Here is an 11,842-nt window from a genome sequence, read left to right on the forward strand (position 1 = left end):
AGCCGCACTCCCTACTCTCCAGTACCTTGGACGGATGCCGGAGCCGTCCCCCACCCACACGCGTCGTGGCCGCCTCCTCCGTCGTGGGGCGTCCTTCCTGGTCCTGCTCGCCGTCGCGGGCTATCTCGCGGTGCAGTACGTCACCGGCGGCACCGGCGATCCGGCCTGCGAGGTCGTCTCGGCGGGCGGGGACGGAGCCACGTACGAGTTCACCCCCGAGCAGGCGGTCAACGCGGCGACGATCACCGCGGTCGGTACCGCGCGCGGGCTGCCCGAACGGGCCGTCACCATCGCGCTGGCGACCGCCCTCCAGGAGTCGGGGCTGCGCAACATCACCTATGGCGACCGGGATTCACTGGGCCTGTTCCAGCAACGGCCCTCGCAGGGCTGGGGAACAGAGAAGGAGATCATGGACCCCACCTATGCGGCGGGCGAGTTCTACGACCATCTCGTCAAGGTCTCCGGCTATTCCCGCCTCCCCCTCACCGTGGCCGCGCAGCGCGTGCAGCGCAGCGGCTACCCACAGGCGTACGCGAAGCACGAGCCGGACGCCACGCTGCTGGCAGCGGCCCTGACCGGACGTGCGGCGGCCACCCTGACCTGCGAGGGCCGCCCGGCCGCCACCCCGACCGGCGGCGCGGACGCCGTACGGGCAGCGCTCGTACGGGACTTCGGCCGCGACGTGCTCGCCGTGGCCGCCGCGGAGGTGGGCCGCGAGGCCGCCGCCCCCACGCCCTCCCCCACCGCGACGACGGCCGCCGAGCGGCGGACGGTGACCCTTCCCGTGCCCCCGGACACCGCCACGGCCGCCGGGACGACGGTCCGCCAGCGCGGCTGGCAGCTGGCGCACTGGGCGGTGGCCAACGCCTCCGCCCTGCACATCGAGAACGTCTCGTACGCGGGGCGCCGGTGGACGGCCGGCAACACCGACAGCGAGTGGCTCCCGGTCACCACGGAGAAGGGCACCGGCAAGAGCACGGACGCGGTCCGGATCGTCACCGCCCGGTAGTACGGGCAGGAGTACGGGACGTCACCCGTGCGGGTTACTCCTGTCCGGTCCCGACAGAAGTCTGCGCGGGTTTTCGCCGAGTCACCCCCACGTCCACGCCGTATCCGCCAGAACCCTTGCGAACAAAGGGCTGCAACGCACCCCCGGGATTCACCCGACTTTCGGACCGGGTGGCCTTTGCCCGCTTTTATCCACAGCCGATAATGCGACGCATTGCCAACTCTTTACATTGGGGCGCCGCAACCTTCAGGGGGCTTCGAGCGGTAGTCACTGCGTCCGAGTCCGGACGATCAACAGTCACCCGACACTCAGGAGCAACATGTCCCTCCCCCTGACCCGCCGGATCGCCCGTGCAGCGCTGCTCGTCGCAGCGGGAGCGGCAGCCGGGGTCGGTGCGGCCGGCTCCGCCAGCGCGGCGCCCGCCGGCCTGCCGGCCACCCCGAACCTCGGCGGTCTGACCGCCCTGGACGGGGCGAACGTCGGCAGCACCGTCGACGGCGCGGCTCAGAACGTCTCCGGGCTCGCGGGTGAAGCCGGTGGCGACGCGGTCAAGAAGTCCATGCCGACGGCGGGCACGACCGGCGGCCAGGTCGCCAAGCAGGCCACGCCCGTCGCGCAGAAGACGGCCGGCGGAGCGGCGGGCGGCGCCGGTGACATCGTCGGCGACACCGCGCAGACCGCCACGCAGGGCGGCCTGCCGACGGACGCGCTCCCCACGCAGGGCCTGCCCGGCGCCGGCCAGCTGCCCCTGCAGGGTCTGCCGCTGGGCTGACCCGAGCAGCGGTGACCAGGTGATGGCGGAGGGGCCCGGGAGTCTTCCCCGGGCCCCTCCGTCGTACTGCTGTCAGTGCTCGGGCCGCCTACAGGCGGGCGACCGCCGCCGCCACCCGCTCGTCCGTCGCCGTCAGGGCCACGCGGACGAACGTCTCGCCCGCCGTGCCGTAGAAGTCGCCCGGCGCCACCAGGATGCCCAGGTCGGCGAGGTGGGCGACGGTGTCCCAGCAGGACTCCTCCCGGGTCGCCCACAGGTAGAGGCTGGCCTCGCTGTGCTCGATGCGGAAGCCGTGCCGCACCAGGGCCTCGCGCAGGGCCGTACGGCGGGCCAGGTACCGTTCGCGCTGCTCGCGGACGTGCGTGTCGTCGCCGAGCGCGGCCACGGCCGCCGCCTGGGTGGGCGCCGAGGTCATCATGCCGCCGTGCTTGCGGATCTGCAGCAGCGGGCCGAGGACCTCCGGGTCACCCGCGAGGAACGCGGCGCGGTAGCCGGCGAGGTTGGAGCGCTTGGAGAGGGAGTGGACGGACACGATCCCCTCGTACGAGCCGCCGCATACGTCCGGGTGCAGTACGGAGACCGGGTCCGCCTCCCAGCCCAGCTCGATGTAGCACTCGTCGGAGAAGATCAGCACGCCGTGCTCACGGGCCCAGGCGACCGTCCTCGACAGCTCCTCCTTGCTCAGCACCCGGCCCGTGGGATTCGAGGGCGAGTTGAGCCAGAGCAGCTTCAGGTTCGCCGGGTCCAGCTCGGTCGGGTCGTCGTAGACCTCGTACCCGGCACGGGCCAGACGGGCGCCCACCTCGTACGTCGGGTAGGCCAGGCGCGGGTGGGCGACCTTGTCACCCGGGCCCAGGCCCAGCTGCGTCGGGAGCCAGGCGACCAGTTCCTTGGAACCGACGACCGGGAGGACGTGGCGATGGGTGATGTCCCGGGCGCCGAGTCGCCGTTCGACCCAGGCGGTGAGCGCGTCACGCAGTTCGGGCGTGCCCCAGACGGTCGGATAGCCCGGGGAGTCCGCCGCGTCGACCAGCGCTTTCTGGATCAGCTCGGGGACCGGGTCGACCGGAGTGCCGACCGACAGGTCGACGATGCCGTCCGGGTGCGCGGCAGCCGTCTTCTTGTACGGCTCCAGCTTGTCCCAGGGGAAGGTGGGGAGGCGGTCGGACACTGCGGACACGGATCTGGCTCACTTTCCAGTACGAAGTACACGTACACGCGTACGGCAAACGCCTCGGTCCCGTACGGCGATCAAGGTGATCAGGCCGTACGGGACCGAGGCGGCGCAGGCTGTGCGGGCCGCTCTCAGCCGTTCTGCGGCGGCAGCGCGGCGATGAAGGGGTGGTCGCGCTCGATCAGTCCCAGCTTGCTGGCGCCGCCGGGCGAGCCGAGCTCGTCGAAGAACTCGACGTTCGCCTTGTAGTAGTCCTTCCACTCCTCCGGAGTGTCGTCCTCGTAGAAGATCGCCTCGACCGGGCAGACCGGCTCACAGGCACCACAGTCGACGCATTCGTCCGGGTGGATGTACAAGGACCGGGAGCCCTCGTAGATGCAGTCGACCGGGCACTCCTCGATGCACGCCTTGTCCTTGACGTCGACACAAGGCTGCGCGATGACGTAGGTCACGCTGTCGTTCCTCCTCGATAGGGCGCTGGCGAGCCGTCTTCAGGCTCCGCCACCTGGCGCGCGGGAGCGCGGCGTCGTCGATGCCCACACCTAGTATCTCCGTTCCCGGGCATGATCCATACAGGAGGGGTGAACTGACCTGTGGAAATCTCCGCTGCCAGCCGACTCAAGGTCCGCATCGACGCTGCTGACGTGGGCAAACGTGTCTCTGTTCGACGGCTGAACGAAGACGCTCCCGGTGGGGAGAAGTTCACCGACACGGTAGGTGTTCTCACATCCTGGGACGAAGACGCGGGTGTGCTTCTGATCACACGGCGCGACGGCGAGCGCGTCCAGGTCGCGGCAGCGTCCCTGGTGGCGGGCAAGGTGGTCCCGGCGGCCCCCGCCCGCCGTCGCGGTCCAGCCGCCTCGTACGAGGAGCTGGCACGGGTCTCCGCGCGGTACTGGCAGCCGGTGGAGAGTGAGCGGCTCGGGGAGTGGGAGCTGCGCGCGGCCTCCGGATTCACGCGGCGGGCCAATTCGGTGCTGCCGCTCGGCGACCCCGGTCTGCCCCTCGACGAGGCGCTGGCCGCCGTACGGCGCTGGTACGCCGAGCGCGGCCTGCCCGCCTACGTCCAGACCGCCACCGGCGCCGAGGGCACGCAGGAGCTGCTGTGCGCGCAGTTGGAGGAGCGCGGGTGGACGCGTGAGGTGACGGCCGAGCTGTGGGTCGGAGGGCTGGCGCCTCTTGCCGATCGCGGGGACCCGGCCGGGGTGGTGCTGACACGGGAGGCCGATGAGGTGTGGCTCTCGCGGTACCAGCGCAAGGGTGTGAGCGATGTGGCGCTGGCCGTGCTGGGGAGCGGGCCGTCGGTGTGGTTCGCGACTGTGCCCGGCGGCGAGGGCGAGCCGCCGGCCGCCATCGGGCGGTGTGTCGTGGACGGGCGGTGGGCCGGGTTCGGGGCCGTCGAGGTGGATCCCGCCCAGCGGCGCCAGGGGCTGGCCACGGCTGTCATGGCCGCGCTGGCCGGGCGTGCGCTGGAGGAGGGGGCGTCGGCTTCCTGGCTTCAGGTGGAGGAGGACAACTCGGGGGCGCGGGCTCTGTACGCCGGGATGGGGTTCGGAGCACATCACTCCTACCACCACTATCGATCGGCGTGAGAGGGCACGAGCCCGGTATGCGTTTCCCTCATCCTCCTCCGTATCCTCCGGGGCCCGAGCGGTCCGCCGGGTTGCGGACGCTGTTCGCCGACGAGGCGCGGTCCGAGCGGCCCGATCTGACGACGCTGTGTCTGCTGATGGGCGCGGTCGCGGACAGAGCGCTGGACGAGGCCGGCGTCGACGCCGTACAGATGGAACTCGACCGGCTGGCCGGGCAGTTGCCGTTCCGGCCGGGCGGGCCGCGTTCCTGGGCGACGGCTCTGCACGAACTCCTGGGCGAGCGCCACGGGTTCCGTGGCAGCCCGGCCGACTATCAGTGGCTGCAGTCGTCGCTGCTGCACGAAGTGCTGGTACGGCGGCGGGGGTTGCCGATTCTGCTGTCCGTGGTGTGGATGGAGGTCGCGCGGCGGGCGGGGGCGCCGGTGTACGGGGTCGCGCTGCCCGGACACTTCGTCGTGGGGTTCGGTCCGGTCGACCAGCAGGTGCTTGCCGATCCCTTCGACGGGGGGCGGGTGTTGAGCGGGGGTGACGCGGAGTTGCTGGTGGCCGGGGCCACGGGGGAGACGTTGGATCCGTCGATGCTGGTGCCTGCGGATCCGCTGAATGTGGTGTTGCGGGTGCTCAACAACATTCGGGCATGGGGGGCGGCGCGGCCGGAGCGGTCGGAAGTGTCCCTGTGGGCTGTGGAGTTGGCGCTGCTGTTGCCTTCTCACCCGGCTCGGTTGCGGTACGAGCGGGCTCGGCTGCTGGTGCGGCGTGGGGAGTTCCTGGTGGGGGCGGCCGAGCTTGAGGGGTATGCGGAGGTTGTCGCCGCGGTCGACCCGCCGGCGGCCGAGCGGATGCGGGAGCAGGCTCGGGCGGCGCGGGCCAGGTTGAACTGAGTCGTGGGGTGCCCGGGCGCCCCGTGGGAGCTTCGGCGGTGTCGCGGGTACGGATACGGGCGCGTTGTGGCTTGTCGCGTGGGTTCCCCGCGCCCCTGAGGTCCTCAGGGGCGCGGGGAACCCACGCGACCAACCCCCACCGGGCACACGGCCGAAGAACCGCACCCCCCGCGGAGCGATCAGCTCGGGTCGGTCTCGATGACGCCGACCCGGTCGGTGGTGCTGACCAGCGCGGGGCGCAGCGCACCGATCACGTCCTCGACGGTGACCGGGGTCTTGTCGCCGTTGCTGCGGGCGATCAGGACCTCGCTGAAGGTGCCGCCGTACAGCTCCTGGAGCGCGGCCTTGTCGTACGCCTCGACCAGCTTGCCGTTGATCGCCTTCACCTGGAGGAACTTCCACAGGGAGTTCTGCGGGCTGAACTCGACCTCCGGCGCGCCGGCGTCCGCGCGGACGATGACGTTGGCGGACATCGCCGGAGTGGCGAACGCCTTCATCATGCGGTCGACCTCCGCGTCCGAGATCGTCGGCTCCTGCGCCTTGGTGGGGACCTGGACCGGCGTGCTCGTGCCGCTCTCCACCTGGCTGCGGTAGGCGTTCTCGACGGACTCGGCGGCCTTGGCCGCGTCGATGCCCTTGCCCGCTTTGCCGTACACGGCGACGGCCCTGCCGGACTCGAACCTGATCGTGCCGTCGCTCGCCGAGCTTGCCCCGCCGGCCACCCGCTGGAGCGCGGCCGCGAGCTTCTCCTCGTCGACCGGCATGACGGGTTCGACGACCCGCTGCTGCCCGAAGAGCGAGCCGATCACCGACACCGGGTTGTAGTCGCTGACGGCCGCCGCCCGGACCGTGGCCTGGGTGTCGAACTGGAGTCCCGCCTGGTCCGGCCTGAGGTCGACCGTCCTGCCGTCGACGGACAGCTTCAGCGCCTGGGTCATCCGGTCGTCGAAGGCGTCGTCGAGCTTCTTGACGGCGTCGTCACGGGTGCCGCCGCCGATGTCGACGCCGAACACGGTGGTGCCCTTGGGCACGTCGGAGTGGTTCATCAGCAACCCGGCGCCGTACGTGCCACCGCCGATGAGGAAGGCGGCGACGACCAGCAGCGTCAGCTTGCCGCGGCCCTTCTTCTTCGCCTTCTTGCCCTGGGGCGTGGCAGCGGCAGGCGCGTTCGGCGACACCGGCTCGGGCAGCTTCGGCGGGGTGTGCGGAAGCGGCCCGTCGGAGTGCGTGCCCTGCCCGAACGGCGAGTTCCGGTCGGTCGGGACGACCGGCATGCCGCTGGTGAGGGTGGAGCTGGAGACGTTGTCCACGGAGCCGCCGTAGCCGCCGACGCCCGGTTCGGAGACATGCTTCTGCGGGGTCAGGATCGCGGTGTCGTCGCTGAGCCCACCGGCGAGCCCGCCCGTGCCGGAGGCACCCGGGGCCATGGAGCCGTCGCCGACGAAGGGCGGGACGACCGGGCCATGGCCGGTGACGGGACCGCCGGTCGGGCCCGCGGGGCCACGTCCGCCCGGACCCCCGGGTCCGCCGAAGCCGTTCTGGCCGTTCTGGCCGCCGAAGCCGGCCTGCGCGGCACCGAAGTCGTTGGCCGCCGTGAAGTCGTTCGGGGCCGCGAAGTCGTGCTGCGGGCCGAACCCGTTGGCCTGACCGTTCGGGCCAACCTGACCGTTCGGCCCGCCGGGACCGCTCTGCCCGTTCTCCGAGAAGTACGGCAGGTCGTCGCGGCTCGGCTCGCCACGACCGTCGGCAGCGTTCGGGCCGGGCCGGCCACCCGCGTTACGGGGGTGGCCGGCCGACGGGTAGGGAGACGTGCCCAGCGGACCCGCCCCGGCCGCCAGCGCGGACACGTCGAAGGAACCGGTGCCGCCGCCGTGCCCCGGCGCCACGGGACCGGCGCCGGTGGCACCGGGGAGCCCGGCACCCTTCGTACCGCCGCCGCTGCCGGAGCCACCGGCGGCGCGTGGGCCGCCCGCGTTGCCCGCGGCGCCCATGACGCCCAGGCCGGGGCGCGAAGAGCCCGTGGAACCGCCGCTGTTGGGACCGCCGGGGCGTGAAGCGCCCGCCGGTCCTGTGCCGTTGGGGCCGCCTGGACGGGCGCCTGCCGGCGCGGGGCCCGAAGCACCGGGCAGACCGGCGCCGTTGCTCGCGCCACCGCCCGGACCGCCCTTGGGCGCACCGGACTTGCGCGGCGCGAACCAGTCGCTGGTCTTCTCCCCGGGCTGGGCCGGGGATTCGCCGGACTGCTCGGCGGCGCCGTTGGACATGGGAGCGCCCGGCGTTCTGCCGTCGCCTCCCGTCCCCGGCCGCGCATGGGTCCCGGTGTCCTCGGCGGGCTCGGTGTCCGCGACGGGCGTCCGGACGACGACCGGCGGAATCGGCCGGGATCCGGGGATGTTGATCCGGATCCGGGTCGTCAGCGTGGTCTCGGTCTTGGGCCCGTCCGGCTCCGCGGCCGAACGGCCCGCGTCCGCACCGCCGCCGGACGCCATGGGCGTGCCGTACGGCGGTGTCCCCGAGGGGTAGGCGGCACCTCCGCGCCCGTTGGGCCCGGAGGACGGACTGTCAGTTTCACGACTCAAGGCAGGTTCTCCCGGTTGGCTCCGCCGCCCGACGCGACCTCACGCGGGCAGCTCGGCGGCGCGCACCACCATACTGGCCACTCCTGGCGCGTATCCCACGACCGCCGGGGAAACCGTCACGGGACCCCCACGCGGTTGCGGCGGCGAAGTAGTACGTCACTTGCCAAGTCGGCCGGCGGAGCCGTCCGGTTGCCGCGTCTGGGCGAGGGTGGCGCACATCACAGCGACGGCCATCCCGCCGAGGAGGAAGAGGTACGAGCCGGCTCCCGCGGCGAACAGGAAGTCTCCCTCCGGGCGGCTGGCGGTGAGCAGGATGACGGAGACCATCCAGCCGGCCGCGGGCGCGACCGCCCCGGCGCGAGTACCGACGGCACGCGCCCCGCCGAGGAACAGCCCGGCCGCCCCGCCCAGCGCGAGCAGCAGCCCGCCCGGGAACCACGCGGCCTGGACAAGCGCACCGGCGGCCCCTACGACGGCCGCGAGGACGAAGAGCCCCAGGTAGGCCGCCGACCGCCCGAGCGAGGGCCCGACGAGCGGCTGGGCCAGCAGACTGCCTCCGGCCGCGGCCTTCCCACGGGCTTCGCCCGCGGGGGTCTTCCCGTTCGCACTCATCGCGCACCACCCTCCGTAGTCACTGCGATCCCGTCGAACAGATCGGTCTCACGCACAGAAATACGCTCAACACCCTCACCGCGCTCACCGCTCTCACCGCGTACCAACTCGTAGTACTCGTCGGTGAAGAGCGGCTGGGCCTGCTGGTTGGAGAGGGCGAACCAGGGTTCGGCCACCTCGACCTGCGTGGCGTGGGCGCGCATCGCGGCGGCCTTGGCTGCGGCGTACGCGGTCCCGTCGACGACCGTGGTGATGCGGTCCTCGTCCACGACACCCGGTACGTCGCCGATCGCACCGGCCTTGGCGAAGGGCAGCCCGGGCAGCGCCTCCTGAAGGCGGGCGAAGCCCTTCTCGGCGACAGGACGCGACACCCGGTTCCAGTAGACCTTGGGGACGCTCCAGCCGGCCTCGGCGGCCAGCTCAACGGCGCGCATGGCGACGCGGTGGGCCTGGATGTGGTCGGGATGGCCGTAGCCGCCGTCCGGGTCGTACGTCACGACGACCTGTGGGCGCACTTCGAGGATCACCTCGACGAGGTACCCGGCCGCCTCGTCGACGTCCGCCTGCCAGAAGCATCCGGGGTCGTCGTTGTCGGCGAGCCCCATCATCCCGGAGTCCCCGTACCTGCCGGCTCCGCCGAGCAGCCGGTGGTCGACGACACCGAGGGCACGCATGGCCGCGTCCAGCTCACGCAGGCGGTACGCGCCGAGGGCGGCCCCGCTGAGATGCGCGAGCTCGGGCGGAATGACCTCGCCGCGCTCACCGAGGGTGCAGGTGACCAGGGTCACCCGGGCCCCCTCGGCCGCGTACCTGGCCATGGTCGCGCCGTTGTTGATCGACTCGTCGTCCGGATGCGCGTGCACCAGAAGAAGGCGCCGGGCGGGCAGTTCCGTCATGGGGCAAGCCTACGAGGCGGCGGGCGTCGGTCCAGCTACCCCCTGTCCGCCGTTCACCTGGTGGTCACCGTCGCCGTCGCTGTCGGCGTCGAGCACGTGCACGATGGCCAGCGCGATGCGCTCGATCCAGTCGATGGCGTCGGTGACCTCGGCCTCGTCGATCGGACGGCGCTGTTCGAGATCGCCGTCGATCAGGTCGGCGTCGTGCGCGATCTTGTTGCGCCGCTGGGTGATCTCCAAATAGCGGCTGCGGAGCTTCTTCTCGTTCAGGTTGGTACGGCCCTGGAACCAGTCGTTGATCCGCCCCGCAGCCTCGTACCAGACCTTCTCCTCCGTCACGAGCTTGAGCACCTCGGAGATCTTCCCGGGATGCTGGAGCGCCTGGCCCGCCAGCTTGTCGCGCAGATGCTCGACGACGGCATCCGCCAGCGTCACATCACCCCGGCGCACCGCCTCGACCCGGAACAGCGGCAGTTCGTACATCCGCAGCTGGTACGGCATGTCGGGGCTGTCCCTGCCCGCCAACTCCGCGACGCGGCGCAGTACTTCCTCGTGCAGCCAGTGATCGATCGCCCCGACCGCCTGCACCCACGCGGCCCGGTAGAAGTCGTCGATGTCGATCGTGGGCGACCGGAAGGGGGTGAGCATCCGGCCCGTCTCGACCATGCGCCGGGCGTACGACAGGTTCGTCATGAACGCCTCGAACTGGCGCGTCTGTGGTCTGGGAATGGCCATGCGTGCCCCCGTGCTCGTGCTTCGTCACCATCGCCATCGGCATGGCTACGATCACGATTCCCGGGCCGTACGGGGGACGGTCAAGCCGACGGGCGCAACCTCGGACGAAGGTGTCCGATTCCGGTCCGTCCGCTTCCGGATCCCGCCCCTCCGAATGCGAGAGGGAGCCGTCGGGCCCGGCGGGGTCAGGAGTCGGGCCCCTGGAAGTTCTCGTCCCGGTAGCGCGGCAAACCGGACGTCGAAATCGTCCAGTCGCCGATGGTGACGTCCTCGCCGTAGACGAAGTCCTTGCGGGTCGCGTAGCGGGGGCCGCCGGGAGTGGAGTGGATGTCGGTGAGGACGGCGCCGGTGCCGGTGCGGGGATCGAAGATCGCGTAGACCGGGATACCGATCAGAGGATAGTCGCGCATCTTGGTCACCCAGTCGTTCTCCGGGTTGGACTTGGAGACCACTTCGATGGCGGCGATGACCGTACGGGGATCGATGGAGCCCTCGACGTTCAGATCGGTCCACGCGATCACCATGACGTCGGGGTGACGCATGATGCCCTCTGGTTCGTCCTCCACGTCGGGCGTGCCGTTGTGGGCCAGCAGCTCGTCCGGCATGGACTTCTCCAGACGGCGGCTGACGTGCGCTGCCGTCACCTCGTGAGGCCCTCCCGGCGACCTCATGTCGTGCACGATTCCTTCCTTGGTGATCTCGAATTTCCCGGGGAGGGTGTCGTCCGTCGACTGAACGAAGTCCCGCATGGTCCGGTACAGACGGGAAGCGCCCTGTCGCGCGTCGTCCGGGGCGATGGTCATGGCGCTCGCTCCTCGTCGTCTGTGCCCGGGGGCAGGGATCGTCGCTTTCATGCTAGGCGGCCTCCAGGAGATCGGATCGGCAGTCGCGGCAGCGACCGGGCTCGGGCGCACGGAAGGCACGCTCACAGCCACCGCAGTTCTGGAGCGGGTGCCGGACGGCTGTGGGCGAGGCGGGTGCGCGGAACGGCGGCAGGGCCGGTAGCTGGGCGGTGAGGCGGTGGGCCAGGAGGGCGGCTGGTCGGCGCATGCCTTCGGGTGGGAGGTCGCTGGTCAGCGCGTTTCGTACGGCGGTGGGGCTGACGTCGCGCTCCAGCCAGGCGGCGACTCCGGGCGCGAGGTGGGCCGTGTCGCAGGCGGACAGGAGCAGGCCGGGGTGGTGCCGGAGGCCGGCGAGGAGGTCGGTGGCGGCCTGGAGGAGGCCCGGTCCCTTGTACGCGGGCTGCGGTACGGCGGGGAGGGGCTTGCGCGGGGTGCGCTTCCTGGACGGGGCGGGGGTGGAGGTGGTGTGCGCGGGGCGGGTGGGGTCGGGGGCCCTCTGTTCAGGGGCGGGGGCGGGCGAGTGGTGGGGAGCGGGCCCCGGATGCGGCCCCGGATGCGGCTCCGGTTCGGGCTCGGGCTCCGGCTCCGGTTCGGGCTCGGGCTCGGGCTCCGGCTCGGGCTCCGGCTCCGGCTGCGGCTCGGTACGGCGATCAGTGTGGCCCTTGGCGTGACGGCCGGGCTGGTTGCAGGAGACCGTGCGGGTGACCATGTGGCCGCCGGGGACGCGTTCGCGGGTTCGGCTCAGGTAGC

Annotated in this window: 12 protein-coding genes; 4 read left to right on the plus strand and 8 right to left on the minus strand. The window is 71.9% G+C overall.

Features of this window, described 5'->3' with window-relative positions; all coding sequences use genetic code 11:
• The first annotated feature begins 34 nt into the window (after positions 1–34).
• Positions 35–1,009, plus strand: coding sequence for a heavy metal transporter (locus tag RB628_RS29005; RefSeq protein ID WP_318323489.1), 975 nt, complete (start codon positions 35–37; stop codon positions 1,007–1,009).
• A 319-nt stretch (positions 1,010–1,328) separates the two neighbouring features.
• Positions 1,329–1,781, plus strand: coding sequence for an ATP-binding protein (locus RB628_RS29010; protein ID WP_318323490.1), 453 nt, complete (start codon positions 1,329–1,331; stop codon positions 1,779–1,781).
• Between the two features lie 88 nt (positions 1,782–1,869).
• Here RB628_RS29010 and RB628_RS29015 read toward each other — a convergent pair whose 3' ends face one another.
• Positions 1,870–2,961: a bifunctional succinyldiaminopimelate transaminase/glutamate-prephenate aminotransferase gene (locus RB628_RS29015; protein ID WP_318323491.1), complete on the minus strand. Its 1,092-nt coding sequence runs from the start codon at positions 2,959–2,961 to the stop codon at positions 1,870–1,872.
• 125 nt (positions 2,962–3,086) lie between these two features.
• Positions 3,087–3,407: a ferredoxin gene (gene fdxA, locus RB628_RS29020; RefSeq protein WP_003985062.1), complete on the minus strand. Its 321-nt coding sequence runs from the start codon at positions 3,405–3,407 to the stop codon at positions 3,087–3,089.
• A 141-nt stretch (positions 3,408–3,548) separates the two neighbouring features.
• On the opposite strand from fdxA, the gene RB628_RS29025 reads away from it, so the two are divergent.
• The gene (locus RB628_RS29025; protein WP_318323492.1) at positions 3,549–4,547 is read left to right on the plus strand and encodes a GNAT family N-acetyltransferase; all 999 of its coding nucleotides are present in this window, start codon (positions 3,549–3,551) and stop codon (positions 4,545–4,547) included.
• 17 nt (positions 4,548–4,564) lie between these two features.
• Complete coding sequence (locus RB628_RS29030) at positions 4,565–5,428, plus strand: transglutaminase-like domain-containing protein (RefSeq protein ID WP_318323493.1); 864 nt, start codon at positions 4,565–4,567, stop codon at positions 5,426–5,428.
• Between the two features lie 179 nt (positions 5,429–5,607).
• Here the strand turns inward: RB628_RS29030 and RB628_RS29035 are convergent, their stop codons facing one another.
• The 6 genes from RB628_RS29035 to RB628_RS29060 all read right to left on the minus strand — a co-directional run.
• Positions 5,608–8,007 carry a hypothetical protein gene (locus RB628_RS29035; RefSeq protein ID WP_318323494.1) on the minus strand — a complete coding sequence of 800 codons (2,400 nt, stop codon included), beginning with the start codon at positions 8,005–8,007 and terminating at the stop codon, positions 5,608–5,610.
• Between the two features lie 156 nt (positions 8,008–8,163).
• Positions 8,164–8,619 (minus strand): DUF6113 family protein, encoded by a 456-nt coding sequence (locus RB628_RS29040; protein ID WP_318323495.1) that lies wholly within the window; start codon positions 8,617–8,619, stop codon positions 8,164–8,166.
• A complete protein-coding gene (mshB, locus tag RB628_RS29045; protein ID WP_318323496.1) occupies positions 8,616–9,515 on the minus strand; it encodes an N-acetyl-1-D-myo-inositol-2-amino-2-deoxy-alpha-D-glucopyranoside deacetylase in 900 nt (299 codons plus the stop codon). The genes RB628_RS29040 and mshB overlap by 4 nt, the downstream gene beginning before the upstream one ends.
• Positions 9,516–9,524: 9 nt before the next feature.
• Positions 9,525–10,250, minus strand: coding sequence for a hypothetical protein (locus RB628_RS29050; protein WP_318323497.1), 726 nt, complete (start codon positions 10,248–10,250; stop codon positions 9,525–9,527).
• Between the two features lie 185 nt (positions 10,251–10,435).
• On the minus strand, positions 10,436–11,053 hold the full coding sequence (locus RB628_RS29055; RefSeq protein ID WP_318323498.1) for a Uma2 family endonuclease: 618 nt from the start codon (positions 11,051–11,053) through the stop codon (positions 10,436–10,438).
• A 52-nt stretch (positions 11,054–11,105) separates the two neighbouring features.
• Positions 11,106–11,842 (minus strand): helix-turn-helix domain-containing protein (locus RB628_RS29060; protein ID WP_412180742.1); only part of this gene is annotated, 737 nt, incomplete at its 5' end.

The sequence above is a fragment of the Streptomyces sp. ADMS genome (assembly GCF_033441795.1).
In the GTDB taxonomy this organism is placed as follows: domain Bacteria; phylum Actinomycetota; class Actinomycetes; order Streptomycetales; family Streptomycetaceae; genus Streptomyces.

Coding starts and splice junctions, on each gene's coding strand:
- RB628_RS29030 (WP_318323493.1), top strand. CDS start 4,565: ATGCGTTTCCCTCATCCTCCTCCGTATCCTCCGGGGCCCGAGCGGTCC.
- RB628_RS29010 (WP_318323490.1), top strand. CDS start 1,329: ATGTCCCTCCCCCTGACCCGCCGGATCGCCCGTGCAGCGCTGCTCGTC.
- RB628_RS29040 (WP_318323495.1), bottom strand. CDS start 8,619: ATGAGTGCGAACGGGAAGACCCCCGCGGGCGAAGCCCGTGGGAAGGCC.
- RB628_RS29050 (WP_318323497.1), bottom strand. CDS start 10,250: ATGGCCATTCCCAGACCACAGACGCGCCAGTTCGAGGCGTTCATGACG.
- RB628_RS29055 (WP_318323498.1), bottom strand. CDS start 11,053: ATGACCATCGCCCCGGACGACGCGCGACAGGGCGCTTCCCGTCTGTAC.
- RB628_RS29005 (WP_318323489.1), top strand. CDS start 35: ATGCCGGAGCCGTCCCCCACCCACACGCGTCGTGGCCGCCTCCTCCGT.
- mshB (WP_318323496.1), bottom strand. CDS start 9,515: ATGACGGAACTGCCCGCCCGGCGCCTTCTTCTGGTGCACGCGCATCCG.